Origin of the sequence: Prevotella bivia DSM 20514, from assembly GCF_000262545.1 — a bacterium.
GTDB lineage: Bacteria > Bacteroidota > Bacteroidia > Bacteroidales > Bacteroidaceae > Prevotella > Prevotella bivia.
In genome coordinates this window covers 1,672,233-1,688,725 of sequence record NZ_JH660660.1, presented here as the reverse complement: position 1 = coordinate 1,688,725, position 16,493 = coordinate 1,672,233, and the positions used below count along the sequence as shown (strand labels likewise).

The 16,493-nt window shown below is 43.0% G+C and carries 10 protein-coding genes; 1 reads left to right on the top strand and 9 read right to left on the bottom strand.

Annotated features, from left to right (window positions below; all coding sequences use genetic code 11):
* Positions 1-19: 19 nt before the first annotated feature.
* Both PREBIDRAFT_RS09555 and PREBIDRAFT_RS09550 read right to left on the bottom strand, forming a co-directional pair.
* Positions 20-1,582 (bottom strand): RagB/SusD family nutrient uptake outer membrane protein, encoded by a 1,563-nt coding sequence (locus tag PREBIDRAFT_RS09555; RefSeq protein WP_004337987.1) that lies wholly within the window; start codon positions 1,580-1,582, stop codon positions 20-22.
* 7 nt (positions 1,583-1,589) lie between these two features.
* Positions 1,590-4,712 carry a SusC/RagA family TonB-linked outer membrane protein gene (locus PREBIDRAFT_RS09550; protein ID WP_004337986.1) on the bottom strand — a complete coding sequence of 1,041 codons (3,123 nt, stop codon included), beginning with the start codon at positions 4,710-4,712 and terminating at the stop codon, positions 1,590-1,592.
* A 449-nt stretch (positions 4,713-5,161) separates the two neighbouring features.
* On the opposite strand from PREBIDRAFT_RS09550, the gene PREBIDRAFT_RS09545 reads away from it, so the two are divergent.
* Positions 5,162-5,785, top strand: coding sequence for a PA14 domain-containing protein (locus PREBIDRAFT_RS09545; RefSeq protein WP_004337985.1), 624 nt, complete (start codon positions 5,162-5,164; stop codon positions 5,783-5,785).
* 235 nt (positions 5,786-6,020) lie between these two features.
* Here the strand turns inward: PREBIDRAFT_RS09545 and PREBIDRAFT_RS09540 are convergent, their stop codons facing one another.
* The 7 genes from PREBIDRAFT_RS09540 to PREBIDRAFT_RS09510 form a co-directional block, all read right to left on the bottom strand.
* Positions 6,021-7,259 carry a D-alanyl-D-alanine carboxypeptidase/D-alanyl-D-alanine-endopeptidase gene (locus PREBIDRAFT_RS09540; protein ID WP_004337984.1) on the bottom strand — a complete coding sequence of 413 codons (1,239 nt, stop codon included), beginning with the start codon at positions 7,257-7,259 and terminating at the stop codon, positions 6,021-6,023.
* 47 nt (positions 7,260-7,306) lie between these two features.
* A complete protein-coding gene (locus tag PREBIDRAFT_RS09535; RefSeq protein WP_004339800.1) occupies positions 7,307-7,717 on the bottom strand; it encodes a hypothetical protein in 411 nt (136 codons plus the stop codon).
* 157 nt (positions 7,718-7,874) lie between these two features.
* The gene (locus PREBIDRAFT_RS09530; RefSeq protein ID WP_036875589.1) at positions 7,875-8,351 is read right to left on the bottom strand and encodes a hypothetical protein; all 477 of its coding nucleotides are present in this window, start codon (positions 8,349-8,351) and stop codon (positions 7,875-7,877) included.
* 152 nt (positions 8,352-8,503) lie between these two features.
* Positions 8,504-9,787, bottom strand: a complete 1,284-nt coding sequence (locus PREBIDRAFT_RS09525) for a DUF4302 domain-containing protein (protein ID WP_004337982.1) — start codon at positions 9,785-9,787, stop codon at positions 8,504-8,506.
* A gap of 19 nt (positions 9,788-9,806) precedes the next feature.
* A complete protein-coding gene (locus tag PREBIDRAFT_RS09520; RefSeq protein ID WP_004337981.1) occupies positions 9,807-11,162 on the bottom strand; it encodes a zinc-binding metallopeptidase in 1,356 nt (451 codons plus the stop codon).
* A 35-nt stretch (positions 11,163-11,197) separates the two neighbouring features.
* A complete protein-coding gene (locus PREBIDRAFT_RS09515; protein ID WP_004337980.1) occupies positions 11,198-12,790 on the bottom strand; it encodes a RagB/SusD family nutrient uptake outer membrane protein in 1,593 nt (530 codons plus the stop codon).
* A gap of 21 nt (positions 12,791-12,811) precedes the next feature.
* Positions 12,812-16,120, bottom strand: a complete 3,309-nt coding sequence (locus PREBIDRAFT_RS09510; protein ID WP_004337979.1) for a SusC/RagA family TonB-linked outer membrane protein — start codon at positions 16,118-16,120, stop codon at positions 12,812-12,814.
* Positions 16,121-16,493: the final 373 nt, after the last annotated feature.

The following is a 16,493-nucleotide window of genomic DNA, read 5'->3' as shown; positions in this document are numbered from 1 at the left end:
TGTTTATATATCAGATGTTTTACTTCTTCTTTGCAGCCCACCAAACATCTGTAGACAGATTATCGGGACCGCCTAGCATTTCTACCGCCTTGAGATAATTATCGTGGTTATCAGAGCGCTCGGCCTGAGTAAAGGTCTGGCGACGTGCGCCACGACTAAGGTCTACGATACCACCACTCTTATCTACCATTGCAGGCATCAAACGTGGGAAACCCGTACGACGATATTCTGACCACGCTTCGTGTCCCAATGGGAAGTTAGCAATCCATTTCTGGGTTATGATACGCTCTAGGTTAGTATCGAAGCTAGCATTGCTGTCCCACTTAATAGTGATATTAGAAGGTGCATTCGAGAAACCATTATCGCCAGCAGGGTCGATGTAAGCTGCAGGGGTACGAGTATCATTAGCAAGATACTTATCGGCACCAGCAACCTTCCACTGATCGAACGATAGACGAATACCCTCATTGTAGAACTGCTCTGCAGTGCCGCCACCCATATTCCAACCACGCAACACAGCCTCAGCTTTCAAGAAAGCCACTTCGGCAGCATTCATCCATAACAAAGGAGTTGTCATTGTTACGTTATAGTTAGAGTAAGCATGTGCTATATCAGCACCAGGAATGATGATACCACTTCTCAAACCATTATAAGCGTTGTCCTTATCGGCAAAGGTAGTCTTTGTAAACATAGCAGAACGACGAGGGTCGTCATAGCCATTCATAAAGGTAGTGATGTTAGCATTGACACGTGAGTCGCCACCATTGTATTCGTGCATTACCACATAGAATGGGTTTTTGCCAGCAGGGGTCATCTGTGCTGTATCGTCGTTGCCCTTCATAACACCAAGCCCTGTAACAGCACTTTCGCCCTCTTGCTTTGCCTTATCAGGATCCACGTTGACGATACGCAAGGCCATACGTAGCTTCAAAGAGTTAGCAAAGCGCACCCATTTTACTACATTACCGCCAAAGATATGATCGGCTTTACCATTAAAGTTGGCAGTTTGGCGCTCTGTTAGGGTCTTAATGGCTGCATTCAATTCATCGAACATCGCGTAGTAAACAGTCTTTTGATCGTCGTAGGGAGCGTTAAGCTTACCCTCCTTGCCCACGTGGGTATAAGGGATAGGACCAAAAGCATCGGTAACACGTTGCAAGCCGAACACCTTGATAATCTTAGCTACCGCGTTAGGAACAGGGTCGTTCGTAGCCTCAGCTACCTTGCCTGTATAGAGAAACATCGGTGGAATGATGTCTTTAAACAAAGAACTGTTCCACCCCTCATCTGTACAGAAGGTAGAGAAGTTCTTACCATTAAAGCCACTATTGCTATCCGACAAATAGCCACCCCATGTGCCGCCACCCAAGCAATCAATAAGTTGGCAGGTGTTAACATCTGTAGGCATAGCCCAATTCTCTAGGTTAAGCATTGCAGATCTTAGACTATAGCCATCACGTTCCATTTCCTTTTTGGTTACGCCGCCAGGGTTCATATTCATAGCTTCGTAGCCTTCAGTACATGACGTGAGTAGCAAACTAGCAGATACTGTTGTCAGTATGATAGATTTTATTTGTTTCATTGTAGATTTAGAATTTTAGTTTTACATTGAAGCCAATGTTACGTGTACTAGGAGTCATAAACTTGTCGATGCCCTGATAGTAGTTACCAGTGGTAGCTGTTGTTTCAGGGTCGAAAGGAGCTTTACAATAAAGCATCAAGAGGTTACGACCTACTACAGAGAGCGACAATTCGCCAATACCGAAGAACTGGTTCTTCTTGAAGGTATAACCGAGGCTAGCTTCCTGCAAGCGAACGTTGGTTGCGCTGTAGGTGTAATATTGTGGAATACCATCGGCAGAACCAATCACCGAGTACCAAGCCTCTGGATTTAACTTGTCTTCACCATTCACCAATACATATCCTTTGTCGCGAGCAGCAGCTGTAGCCTCTGACACGCCATACTTATCAAGGCTAGCCTGTGTAGCCGAATAAGCAATACCTCCAAAGCGAGCAGATACCATAAAGGCTAGGTTGAAGCCTTTATAGCTGAAGTCGTTACGCCAAGCCATATTGCTCTTAGGAAGAACCGATCCAAGCTTGATGTCGCCCACATTATTATTACGTGCTATGTTACCATTCTTATCTACATAGATCTTACCTTCGCTATCGCGCATCACATCGGTCTTAGAATAGAGGTCGCCCAAGGTGCCGCCTTCTTTTAAGATAAACTTAGCACTGCCAAGACCACCCACTTCCAAGCGATCCTTATTGATGATAGCTCCTGTTTCAGGGTGAACATAGTTTCTTACCAACTCATTAATGCGGTTAGTATTTGCAGAGAAGGTATAGTTTGTCGACCAGCCGAAGTTACCCCATTTATTGCTATAGCCCAATGCTAGCTCAACACCGTGGTTAGAAACATCACCAGTCTGTACGTAGAGCGTGCTATAACCTGATGATACTGAAATCTGTGGATTGAAGGTTTGGTTGTAAGTACGGGTAGCATAGTAGGTGAAGTCGATATTGAAGTGCTTAAACAACTTAGCTTGCAAACCAAATTCCCATGAGTTGGTAGTTTCGGGCTTCAAGTTGTAAAGAGGGTAAATGGCTTGTGTCTTCCACTGCTTGCTCTTCGCATCCCATTCGTATACAGGGTTAGCATACCAACGTGGGAAAGGAATACCTACCGATGCAAACGAGCCACGTACCTTTAAGTAGTCAATCTGGCGAGGCAACGTGAAGGTTTCAGAGATAATCCATGATGCACCAATAGAAGGATAGAAGAAGCTCTTCTTAGTAGAGTGAGGGCCTGCTAGCATAGAAGGCCAGTCGTTACGCCCTGTTAAGGTGAGATAGAACTGATTGTCCCAACCTAGCTCCATACTACCAAAGAGCGATTTTGTTTGATCGTGATAACCACCCTGATCCTTCATCTCGTCCTTTGCGTCGAGCTGATAGATATTGAATACATTAGGAATAAGATCTTCGCGCACGTTACCACGATTACCAAAGGTGTTCTGCTTAACATCTGACAGCGAAGCACCGAGTACAGCCGAAAGCGATAGCTTGTCTTGGAAGAAACGCTTGTTGATGTTCAACATCAAGTCGCCGTAGGTTTGCTTATCCTCGGTTTTCATAAGCACATAACCACCATTGATACCTGCCAATGTGCGGTTAGTGGTAGCAAAATATTTTGTTTCAAAAGTATTGGTAGCGTTGTCGATACGAATACGTGCTCCAGCACTTAGCCAATCGGTAACCTGATAAGTAACGCCTGCATTGAACATATAGCGATACTTCTTATTGGTGCGAAGGTTGCGGTAAGCCACCCAGTAAGGGTTCTGACCTACAAACTCACTAGTTAGGTCGTTCCAATTCTGCACATAGATTTGTCGCTGACTATCCCAACGCTCGTATATTGCCATATCTTCGTAAGCATTGCCACGAGGATAGAGGTAAGCAGTTACTAGTGGATTACCATAAACACCCTGATTGGTCATATTGCGGTCGTTCTGAATGATATAGCTAGCTCCAAGGTCGATGCTTAGCTTATCATTGAGCAACTTGCTTGTGTTACGCACAGAGAAGTTATAACGGTTATAGCTATTATTGGGAATGATGCCGCCAGAATTGAGCGCACTAGCAGAGAAGAAAGTCTGATTACGCTCTGTTCCTGTAGAGAGGGTAAAGCTCTCTGTCGTCATCACGCCCGTCTTTAAGAAGTCGCGTTTAGGATCATAACCATAATAGTTGGCTTCATTGAGAAGTTTTCCCCAACTATAAGAGTCGGCACCAGCATCTTGAAGGCCAGAACCTGTGCCATAACGATTTTGGAACTTAGGCAGGCGGAAAGCTGTAGTAAACTCGGTGGTCTGACTCACTGTTAGCTCTGTCTTACCCGCTTTTCCCTTCTTTGTCGTAATGATGATAGCACCGTTAGAAGCACGGTTGCCATAAAGAGCGGCAGCGGCAGCACCTGTGAGGACTGACATCGACTCAATATCCTCTGGATTGACATCGGCTACGGCTTCGGTAACACCCGTCGACTCGAATTCTGATCCGCCTGTTCCACCTTGATTGAACATCGGAATACCATCAATAACATATAGCACATTGCTGCTCTGCTCAATGCTTCTAGCACCACGCATAACAACCTTTGAAGCTCCACCAGCACCTGAAGAGCTAGCGTTGATATTAACACCTGCCACCTTACCCGATAAGCTATTGATAAAGTTGGCATCTTTGTTTCTCAGCACATCATCGCCCTTCACCTGCTGAACATTGTAGCTCAATGCTTTTTCAGCACGCTTAATACCGAGGGCTGTTACGACCACTTCCTCTAGGTCGTTGGTGTTTGGCTGCATAGTAATAGATAGCTTTTCGGTTGTAGCTGCTACTTCCTTTGCGTTATAACCTATATAGGTAATAACGATGGTGCTACCCACTGGAGCTTTCAAAGAGAAGTTACCATCAATGTCGGTTACAGTTACGGTTTTCGTTCCTTTTACTACTACGGTAGCACCTATTACTGGCGCACCTGTTTCATCAAGAACGACACCTTGAATAGTCTTTTCATTGCCCTGTTGCTGAACATTTACTACAGCATTATGTGTCTCAACTTTCGCTGAAACAGTAGTTGCCTGCATAAGTCCTACACAAAGAGCAGCTGAGAAGGCTAAACGAAGCAGATTACTTTGATCTTCCTTCATAACGCAATTGTTTAGTTTTTTAAAAAAATTAAATAGTTATCTTGTTGTTTTATTTTCTAATCATACACTTTTATCAACCATAAGTATGAATATGGTGTTTTGGCTTTGATTTTACTTCTATCCTAAAACTTTTAGGCTTTTATCTATTGATAGATAAGGAGTTTAGGCAGAACAAAAATAATAAATTTACTTCAATTAACAAAGTTTTTTCAAAAAAACATTTGCTTTCCACGACGTCTACCTCGATCTCGATAACTACGATTATTACCATGATCACGCTCCTTGAAAAACTATTTACAACAGAAAAGTAACAATATCTCTAAAATATGCTATCAATTTCTTGTTTTCGTCTGATAAATGACATAAAATTTTAATACATAATATTTGGGAGAAATAAAATATAAAATTAATTTTGCAACAAAACAAATACGCTAATTTTAGAGAAAGATATGCAGAAATTATTATTAGCTCTTTCATTAGTCTGCTCGTTGGTCTTTGCACAAAAGCAGATGAGTTTTCATAACAGAATATTCAAAATAGCACAAGACAACGACTCTTTAGAAGGAGACACCTGTTTGGCAAAACTCATTACCTCATACGACGAAGCTACCCTACCCTTCCTACCTGCCATTAAGATCTGCCCAAAGGAGCAAGGCGTGGGCTATACTTATTATGAGGGAAAGTGTGAGAAAACGGCGGAGATAGCTAGTATGAAGCAGGTGAAAAAAGGCAAACTGCCCCACTTTAACATTGCTGCTGCCGCTGCAAAGGATCATTTTGCATATATCTTTAAAGCATATATAAAGATAGAGACGCGTGGCGTTTATAAGTTTTACACCTACAGCGACGACGGTTCACGGCTGATGATTGACGGTACAGAGGTGGTAAACAACGATGGCAGACACAGTGCGAAACGTGCCGATGGCAAGGTGGGACTCGAAGCAGGATTTCACGAAATAGAACTGCAATATTTTGAGGATAATATGGGTGAAACGCTGGAAGTGGGCTACGCTTCACGCGAAATACCAGAACAAGTTATTCCGAACAACGTGTTACGGGTTAGGGAAAGGTGAGAGTGGAGAGTGGAGAGTGGAGAGTGGAGAGATCCCCGTCCTAGATCTACTAGTTTATCCTAGTACTCCTAGAAAAAATAATCTTCAATTTGCAATTGGATAAAATTCTCAACTCTCAACTCTCAACCCTCAACTCTCAACCCTCTCAACTCTCTCACCTCTCAACCCTCACTTCTCAACCCTCAACTCTCAACTCTCAACCCTCTCAACTCTCTCAACTCTCAACCCTCACTTCTCAACTCTCAACTCTCAAAATTGCGCGACAGAGCTTTTCTTGCAGTACGTGGGCATCGAGAACTGACATATCGGTGTCCATAATGGAGAAGGCGATGAGATGACCATCGGCAGTACGTGTGTAGCCTGCTAAAGAACTGATGCCGTAAGGATGAGAAAGCGTACCTGTCTTGCCAAGGATCTTTCCCTTCAGACCAGGCTGATAGAGCTGCCGACGAAGGGTGCCATTGGTGCCAGAGAGGGACAACTGACGCTCCATAAGCTGAAACATATCTTTGTGCTGATAGGCATAACGGAGGAAGGTGGTGAGTGCTACGGGAGTGAGCTGATTATGGGTACAAAGCCCGCAACCATCATGAACAACGAGCGACTTGTCGCGCAATTGCAACGTATCGCGCAAGAAACTTCGGAGATATTTCACACCTGCCGCTGTTGGTTCTGCTTTCGGATTAACCCGATAGCCGATAGTATAAAGCAAAGCAGTGGCTTGGGTGTTAGAGCTATGCTGAAACATACGTTGGGTTACAAGATCTATGCAGCGATAGAAACTATAAATGCGGTGAGCACGTTTGGGAGTTGGGGCAAAAATGAGTTGGCTATCTGCTACATTGAGTCCTTGTGCGCGGAGAGCTCTTTTCATTTCGTTTTTCACACTGTTAGCACCTTTATAGAGAATGCCATAGCGAGAGAAAGCAAGATCCCATGGATACCAATGGGCTTCGCTCTTAACAGGATTTTTTAGGAGCAAGTCTAAATATACTTTGCCTGAAATATGCTTAACGCCTTTCTGTCGAAGATGCTTCACAAGTTTGGCTATATCGGCAGGACTAAATTGTGGGTCGAATCCTGCCTTGAGGGCTATATCGCCACGCAGGGTATCGCCAACGAGTTTGCCGTGGGTATAAAAGGAGGTGGGATAATAATAGCGAGTACCTAAGAGGCGCATACCAGCCACAGCCGTAAGCAGCTTCATACATGAGGCCGACGACTGTGCCACGCGTTCGTTGACACCATAGATGGGCTTATCGGCGGTGAGATCGTACACATAAAAGCCGAAATTGCCTTTAGGACGACGGGCGTTGCCAAAGGCTTTGAGGCGCGACTGCATAGCTGTGTCGATAGCTATTTCTACTTTCTTAGCTTCTTTCTTTTTCGCTTTTTTGTCGTTGCCACCGCATGCCGATAAAAAGACAGAACCAGCGACAAGTGCTATTAGAGGTATTAAATATTTCTTTTTCAAAATGTAGCGTGTATGATTATTGTTGTTTTTATTCCTTGCCTTTTTTGTTACTCCACCTTCTCGACCTTAGGCACATTGAGCTCTGCCTTGGGGACTAGGTCGGAGGCTTTAGGAGTTTCGACGTGTGGCGCAACAGCATCTGGAGCCTCATCGGGGACACTAGGCACAATAAGATCCTCTGCACGCAGCCCCTCTTCTTCCTTTTTCATAACTTCCGCTTTCTTGGCGCTTTCTATTTTTTTCTCTACCTGCTCCTTGAGTTTCATCGTGTCGGCATCGGTAACATCAGCTTTCTTCTCTGGCTTAGCTACACCAACAATGTCGCCTTGGGTATTGACCACATATTTACGAGGGGGCGCCATTTCGCGGGTTTCCATAAGATAAGCTAAGAGGATAGCACCAAAAACTAATGATAAGGCGCAAGTAGATACTGTACGTTTGTAAGTGGGACGAGGCATAGTTGATTGAGAGTTGAGGGTTGAGAGTTGAGAGTTGAGAAGAACTAGAAAAACTAGGAGAACTAGGAAAACTAGAAGAACTAGAAGAACTAGAAGAACTAGAAGAACTAGAAGAACTAGGAATACACTAGGGTGGGTAACAATTCGCGAAGAGAATTTATTCCGTAATTTGCACGCAGTAGGGCAAAGGCTGCTGAAGATAGAGGAAAGTGAAGGTAGGCTCGTTATCTTTTACGCACACTACAGTACCCGATTTGTCGGGCTTGCTCATATCGTAGCCCATAGCCTTTACCTGTGCTTCCAACTGTGCCAGAACAGTACGATTGAATACATAGATATATAGCGTGGAGCCATCGACCGCCTGCATAATCAGCGATGAATTGCCTTGCTGAAACTTTGTAGGGAGGAAACTGGCTGTGAGATCCATATTCTTCACATAGTTATGATCCTTACCATAGCTATCCGATGAGATGCCTTTATAAGCATACCCTAGCTTTGCCAAACCTTCTTTGGCGGTGGCGGGGTTCTTCTGTTTGAAAATCTGCGCTGCTGTTTTCATTGATACCACATCGCTCTGTGCGTGTATTGCTAAGCCCATAAAGGTGCTAAGCACAAGTAGCATTAATCTTTTCATTTTGTAGATATGTTACGGATAAAAATTGATCTAAACATTGCAAATATAAATATTATTTTTGATACCTACAAATGAATAACAAAAAAGGGGTACACTTGCAGTATTGCAAATGCACCCCCTTGGGATATTAAAATGTTATCAAATCATATTTTTTAGTCGCCAAAAGGATATTCTACCGCAGTAGCCTTTAAGACAATAACGTTAGCTGAATTATCCTTATCGGTAAGTGTCAACACCGTAGGACGCTTCACATTGTCCGCACTGATGTTCCATTCCTTGGTTACAAATTGCAATTTTCCATCAAGAGTTCCTGCAAAAGCATAAGCCAAGAAAGCATAACCTTGCTTAAAATACCACATACCATCACCACCACCAGTACCTGCAAAAGCGAACTTGATCGCAGTATCGCTTACTGCTTGATAGTTTAGGTGTAGATAGGCAATATAACGAGAAGATTTAAAACCTATACCGAAAGCACCATCTTTGTCCTTTCCTAACCATACAGCAGCTATTACTTCCTCAACTCCTTGCATAACTCTTGGCATCTGATTTAAGCATTGCTTAGGAAGCCCCTTGCACAGTGAAGGATCAACAAACCATTGGTTTTCTGTAATTTGTTCGGTCAAAGGCAAGATAAACTCTTCTAAAGTAACAGTCTTATCCTTCATCTCGGTATATTTGCCTCCAGTTGTTGCAGGATAGCTAAAGCCTGTGAGATCCTTACCATTGATGTTGTAAGTTTTGTAGAAGTGCATACCGTCAGGCTTAATGATGTAAGGCATCAAAACTTCCGAATGAGCACCATCTTTAGTATTGACAAGTGTTAGGGTGTGATTATTACCCCTACCACGCTGTACATCCTTACCGTTGGTGTACAGACTCCACTTATTCACCATAACTTTCTCTACCTCATGCACCTCTGTTAGGTAATTAGCCCACGACTTCTTTTCGTCCATACGCACCATAACCACTGGTGTTTCGTGCTTCTTACCTGTGAGGAAAATGCTATCATTGGTAACGCGCATAATGCGGTATTCCACCTCGCCCATCATACCATCATTATCAGGTACAGGTGCAGCGAACTTATGGTAGATACTATTGTAGGTATCGAAAGAAAGGATAGCTCCCTTACTCTGTGTAAGAGCATAGTGAGAAGTAGCCGTTTCATTGACATCTTCGGTCAGCTCGCTTGCTGCTGTAACATTATTGTTTGCATCAAACTTTAGCAGAATATTATAGCCACCTAAATCTCTCTTACCAAAGAACTCTAAGCACCAGCCATTTTTAGCCGATGTGAGTACTTCTTTTGTTTTTTGTAATTCGGCGCTAATACGCTCTGCCGATGGTTGATCGAACACATCATCTATCTCGTTCTTACAAGAGGTAATAGCGAGCAGAGCCACGAGTGCGAATGCTAAACTATATATTTTTTTCATATTTTTATCTCCTATATGTTTATGGTAACTTGGTTAGATCCATTGTCTCAGCCTCCTTCGACTTCCTTAATACCACTTCGCGTATCTTATCAAGGTCTAAGCCCCAACTATCCTTAAAGTAAGTGCGAATGATAGCCATCTTCTTTAAAATAGCATCCTTACCAGTAGTATCGACAACAGGAAGCTTCTTATATTCAAACACTGGGATCTTGTAATAAGCTGGTACAGGCTTACCTGAATCATCATAAACTGTCTGCCCAGCTTCATTCTTTTCGTAAATAGGGTCGCCAACAGCCTCAGTTACAAGTTTAAGCTTACCTGAAGCATCTGCATAAAGCGGTATTATATTTCCCTCTTCATAGACATAGTATAAAGGACCATGCCCTGCATACATAGGAATTTTTTCAGTACCGTTCTTAAAGTAAAGATAGTTGCCTTTCTGATCCTTCTGATAAACGATGCTACCATTAGCATCCTTTTCAGGAACTAGGAAGCCATCCTTATCGGTAAGATAAGCAGGGTTTCCGTCAGGACCCTCCTCATAGATATAATTTCCTCTCTTATCTTGCTGATAAAGCACGTTGCCTGCTTCGTCAGTCTTTACGATCACACCATGATCTAAGATTTCTTGCCAAGCATCTTCGGTAAGTGTAACGTAAGTAGAATAGAGTTCGGCAATATCTTCGTTATACTCCTTACTAGCATAACCCGTTACAAAGCCTTCCTTAGCTGCATCTTCGTCCTTTAAGTTCACCCAGTCGGCAGCATGATACTTACCCGATGATATGGTTTGGAAATCGGTAGAGTAATTCTTAGTCTGCGTCAAGATGTGCATAAACTCGTGGTGCATAGTATGGAAAAACCAATGATTTAAGTCTAATGGCGTCTTATACTTAGGCTCGTAATGATTGGTCTGATTTATGTAGATATGGGCAGGGTCTAGCTCGTTTACACGGAATAAGGTTACCATGATACCACCTTCAGCCTGTCCTAAAGTAATTTCGCCATTTTCCTTTACCTGTGGCGAACCAACAAGTTGAAACTCACGGAAACATTTCTTTTTTAGGAAGTCTTTACCTGCCACTTCCTCGTATGCATCCATCCATACTTTCTTGATCAAGACAGCCAATGCTCTTGACTTAGCTACATCGGCAGGAATAACATTGAATGGTGAGTGTACCAACTTGTCGACATAACGATAATTGAAATTGATATTATACGGATCGGCATAATTCTTCTGTAGCCATTTATCGAACTCTGCGTCAGCTACCTCATTTTCGATTTTGACGACAGAAGTATCGCTAAGGTTTTCATCACTACAAGCATAGGTGAGTGATAACATACCTGCGAGTAATATTATCTTTGGAAATTTCATATTTTTCTTACTTTAAATTAGGTGAGTAATTGGTCTTATCTAGGGTTAGCCTCTAACCCAGCCTTCAATACATCTTCAGGAAGCTGAAGCGCACCACGCTTATCACCTGCCTTAAAGACGATAGGATCTTCGCCATCACAGAAGTGAGTATATTCAATACCGTAACGCTTCAAGTCCATAAAGCGCAAACCTGTCTTCCAAGTTTCGATACGACGCATGTGCAAAAGCAACTGTATGAAGCTTGTTTGCTTACCTGCTTCTACGGTGAAACCTTGTGGATGAAGCACCTTCTTAATGCTACGCTCACGATCAGTTTTCGGTGTAACAACCGCCTCGGTAAGCTGCTTCATATAGTCGACGATACCCTGCTCTGTCAAAGTAGGACGCTTAGCCGTTCCGTCTCCTCCGAACACTTTATTAGAAACAGCACAGTGTGCGCCTATCCAATAGTTCATATCGCGAACAGCAGCAGCATAATCCTTTTTCAAGATTTCAGCCTCTGCACGTACCAACAAAGTCTCGTCGGTAGAGAAAGCTACGTTTACAATATGTGGGAAACCTGTTTGGTTAATCTTATCGGTAACTTCAAATAGTTCCTGCATCTTAGGCAGATTCACGTTATAAGCACCACCATACAAGCGTTTTGCTTCGTAAAGACAAGTCTTATTAGAGTTAGGATTCTTTCCTTCTACCCAAGGAGCTACTGCCCAAAACGTTTCGTACGTTGCGATTTTCCCGCTGTGTGAATAACGGTCATAGTATTGAATACGTCCCATAAACGAGTAAGCTGTTTGGAGCATAAGGTTAGCCTTTTCGCTAGAGCTGATGTAATTGTTGCAAATATCCTTCAAACCTGCTAGCAACCTATAGTTGTCCATTTGGCGTAAGTTTGCCGTTGGATTTACTCCTATAGCTTCTGTAGCATACTTGATAGCCTTATCATAATTGCCATAATAGAGATTGAAGCGAGCAGCAAAAGCGTAGGCAGCCTTACGATTGAAGTGGTATTTAGGCACAGCTAAATAGCCGTCATCAATCAGAGGGAGAGCAGCCTCTATATCGGCATCAATATTAGCATACAATTCCTTTAAAGAGCCTCGACTAGCTACTTCCTCATCGGCTACCTTTGGATAAGGCAACCCTAGGTAAGTATCCGCCTTAGTAGCATCGTATGCCATACAGAAAGCGTTCGATAGCGAGAACAAACCGTAAGCACGCTCTAATAACGCCTCGGCGCGCAATGGCTTGGTTTCTGCGTTATCGCCTAGCTTGTCGAGAGCTGCTAGTGCTTGGTTAGCAACACCTATTGAATAATAAGTACCATTCCATACCAAATATGGATCATCATTGCCTCGAGTGTTGACATCCTTAAAGAGATACATATCCTGCATAGCAGGGATGTAATCGTATGCTTTACCATTATCGGTAACATCGTCAGAACTCATATACATCAACATATTAGGCAACTTATTGCTAATACCTGTTGTGAGCACCGATTTTATCTTGTCTACACTGTTTAGCTCGGCACGATCATCTGGAAGCGTGTCTAGGTAGTCGTTGCATGAGGTGGTCAGTGCCATTGTTCCTAATGCAAACAAACATATTGTTGTTAGTTTTCTAATTTTCATACTTTATGAGTTTTAGGAAGATTATAATCCAAGGCGTACTGTAAGGGTAAACTGACGAGCCATAGGCACAGCCACACCACCTACATTAAAGAATTCAGGATCTTGTCCGTTCAACTTAGCGTCTGAATAGATCAAGAATAAGTTAGTAGCCTGAAGCTTCAAACTTGCAGTATTTAACATCAACGCCTTTGTCCATGCACGTGGGAAATCGTAAGACAAAGAAATTTCTTTCATACGAATGAAGTCGCCCTTTGCTACACGTGCTGTAGATAGGTTATAAGCATTGTAAGCATAACCTAGACGGGCATTGTTCTGCATTGAGCGTAAATCGGCAATAGCAGGAATAGTAGTGTAAGCCTCGTCGCCAGCCTCTGTCCATCGGTTCTTAAACTCCTTAGGCATAGCGTCTAGGTCAGAGTAGTAAGAAGAGAATGAAGGATCGAGACGCACCTTGTTACCAAAGGCGTAGGTAGCAAAGATGTTTAAGTGCCAGTTCTTCCAAGAGAAAGTATTACCGAGCGAACCAGTGATGGTTGGGTCGATAGGACCTTCATATACTAGGTGAGAAACATCAGTCGACTGGAAGTTAATATCGCCAACCGTTTTTTCGCCATTCTCATTGATAAACATAGGCAAACCTTGCTTGTTCAAGCCTTGGAAGTCCATAGAGAAGAGTGAGCGGTAAGGGTAACCTGCCATTGTGAAACCAGAGCCAGAAATCATCTTCATAATGTTGGCACGGCTATCAAGATCGGTTACTTTTGTCTTTACGTGAGAGAACACAAAGTCGGTATTCCACTTGAAGTTTTTGCCTACAATGTTCTTAGAAGAGATAGAAAGTTCCTCACCATTCGACTTCATTGAAGCAATGTTCATATACCTAGTGATTGTACCAGATGTACCGTTTGTAATCTTTGGACCTATCAAGTCGTAGTTGTTACGCCAATACATATCGAAGGTAACGTTCAAACGGTTTTTTAAGAAACCAAGATCAAGACCTATGTTAAACTCATGCTTCTTCTCATAAGTAAGGTTAGGGTTAGCAAAGTCCCAAACTTCCAAAGCCGACTCCTTATCATTAGCGAATGGACGCCATGGGTTCATACTCTGAATAATTACATTTGCATTGGTAACAGCAGGCTTATCACCTGTTAGCGAGTAAGAAGCCTTCAAAGTAGCGTGTGTAAGTGCCTCCTTAAATGTTTTTTGGAACCAAGGTTCTTCGTGTGCGTTCCATGCACCAGAAACGTTCCATGTAGGCAACCAACGTGCTGATGTAGCCTTACCCAAGCGGTTGCTACCCTCGTAACGCATCGTACCGTTAATGGTGTAACGACCCTTCCAAGAGTAAGTAGCTGTACCGAAGAATGATGCTTCACGATTGTAACCATTACTTAGATAATAGTAAACATCATTTTGCTCAGAAGCCTGCTTAAAATAGTTATAATTATATGCGCCTAAGAAGCCCATATCATATTGCATACCAACACCATTGAAGTAGCTACGTGTACGGTTGGTATTGTTGATTTCCATACCACCGAAGAGGTTTAAGATGTGCTGATCGTTGAAAACATCGTTGTAGCTAACAGTAGCACGAACGTCCCAAGAGTTCATCTTATACTTCGTTTCACGATAGAAACCGCCTTCAGGAAGTACAGACATTGGCAAGGTATTAGGTTTGTCAGGATCAGTGTACAACCAAGGGTTGCGGTCGCGGATCGTAGCATCGTCCATAGCACGGAAAGCCATTGCCATGTTAGAGTTTTCACGGATCTGAGACGCCTGTGTGGTAGAAGAAACCTTGTAAGCACCAAGAAGCGACATCTCTACTGTGCGCACTGGCTTATATTTCAACTCTGCCTGAAGCTTGAGGTCGATAACATCAAAGTCGATAAAGTTGTTAGAAAGCTCGTTGTGAATGTTGAAAGGTGAGAAATTACGTGTGTAATACTCGTTAGGATCCAACGTGCGAGAGCTATTTATAGCGTATGAATAAGGGTTAATATCGAAGTCGCGACTTACCGTACCCGTAACAGCATCCACACTTTGACTGGTTGTACCCGGAGCTCTCTGCTTACGATAAGCGGCATTAGAAATCAAGTTTAAAGATACTTTCTTAGAAAGGTTTACCAAACCATTTACACTTGCGGTGTAACGCTTTACCTTAGAAGCCTCTGTCCAGCCCGGATCGTCCATAAAGCTAAAAGAGGTATATAGCTGTGCCTTGTCGTTACCAGTAGAAAGGCTTACAGAGTGGTTAGCCGAGATAGCTGTGCTGAACAACTCCTTAAACCAGTTGGTGTTACGATATTCAGCAGTGCTAAGATATGCTGCTTGTGCCTCTAGGGTGTTAGCAAGCTTAAAGCCACCTGTAGCAGGGTCGTAAGTGTTCATAAGCTGATACATCTTACCATAGATACCGCTTGAAGAAGCACGGAAAGTGCGGCTAAAGCTGAAAAGACCAGCTTTCTCCATTTCGCGATATACAGACATCTGCTCCTGAGAGTTCATAATGTTGAAGTTGCTATAGCTAGGACGAAGACGCATGGTAAACTCGCCCGTATAGTTTACACGAGTAGTACCTGCCTTACCCTTCTTGGTCGTTACAACGATCACACCACCCATAGCACGCGCACCATAGATAGAGGTAGCCGAACCGTCCTTCAATACTTGGAAACTCTCAATGTCGTCGGCATTCAAACCTGCGATAGCAGAAGAGATCAAGGTAGCTGCATCACCAGACGACAAACGATCGGCATCTACTTCGGTAACGTCTTCCATAATCACACCGTCTACAACCCACAAAGGCTTAGAACTACCATAGATAGAGGTAGCACCACGCACACGGATCTTAGGTGCTGTACCGAAAGTACCCGAAACGTTCTGAACACTCACACCAGCCACACGTCCTTCGAGCGAACGGCTAACGTCAGCGACACCATCGAGTTTAGATTTTTCACCAGAAATTTTTGTCGTTGCACCAGTGAAGAGGCGCTTGTCCATCTTCTGCAAACCTGTTACAACCACTTCTTGTAGGTTAGTCTGATCGCCAATAAGTTTCACTTGCATACCGTCTTTAGCCATAACCGTCTGCGACTGCATACCAATATAGCTAATGATAAGCTTTTTACCAGCTGGGACATCAAGGGTAAACTTACCATCAATGTCGGTTTGTGTACCTGTTTTCGTACCTTGCACTATGACAGAAGCACCAATAACTGGCAGTCCGTCATCTTGTGAAAGCACTGTACCTGTAATCTTGGTCTGGGCTAGTGCCGTTCCTATAAAAAGGAACAATGAGACCAATAGTAAAGATAGTCTTTTCTCCATAGGATCTTTTTTAATAAACAGTAATTTATGATATTATATATAGTATTGTTTGTATCTTGTCCTAAAAAAGCTTGCTGATAATGATGGTTATACCACCGCTAACAAAGCTATCCTTATTTTGTAAAAGGCGTCCGTCATGGTTGCGCTTTAGGTAATGATTGTAACTTCATTCAGAACGTTTTCGTTAAGCCAAATGAGCAGAACCGAGCTTGCTCGAGTTGTGCCATGGCGAGAAAATGAAGGATGAAATCCAACGTTATATTCACTTTTTAGAGCGTAAGGTTTACACAGTTATGCAAATTATGCTTCCATTACTTACGTTTGCAAATTTATATATTTTTTTAATCTACGCAAAGAATTTTCATAAAAACTT

Bases quoted from the DNA above. Each gene is read 5' to 3' on its own strand.
- PREBIDRAFT_RS09545 (WP_004337985.1), top strand. From the start codon at position 5,162: ATGCAGAAATTATTATTAGCTCTTTCATTAGTCTGCTCGTTGGTCTTT.
- PREBIDRAFT_RS09530 (WP_036875589.1), bottom strand. From the start codon at position 8,351: ATGAAAAGATTAATGCTACTTGTGCTTAGCACCTTTATGGGCTTAGCA.
- PREBIDRAFT_RS09535 (WP_004339800.1), bottom strand. From the start codon at position 7,717: ATGCCTCGTCCCACTTACAAACGTACAGTATCTACTTGCGCCTTATCA.
- PREBIDRAFT_RS09550 (WP_004337986.1), bottom strand. From the start codon at position 4,712: ATGAAGGAAGATCAAAGTAATCTGCTTCGTTTAGCCTTCTCAGCTGCT.
- PREBIDRAFT_RS09520 (WP_004337981.1), bottom strand. From the start codon at position 11,162: ATGAAATTTCCAAAGATAATATTACTCGCAGGTATGTTATCACTCACC.
- PREBIDRAFT_RS09555 (WP_004337987.1), bottom strand. From the start codon at position 1,582: ATGAAACAAATAAAATCTATCATACTGACAACAGTATCTGCTAGTTTG.
- PREBIDRAFT_RS09515 (WP_004337980.1), bottom strand. From the start codon at position 12,790: ATGAAAATTAGAAAACTAACAACAATATGTTTGTTTGCATTAGGAACA.
- PREBIDRAFT_RS09525 (WP_004337982.1), bottom strand. From the start codon at position 9,787: ATGAAAAAAATATATAGTTTAGCATTCGCACTCGTGGCTCTGCTCGCT.
- PREBIDRAFT_RS09510 (WP_004337979.1), bottom strand. From the start codon at position 16,120: ATGGAGAAAAGACTATCTTTACTATTGGTCTCATTGTTCCTTTTTATA.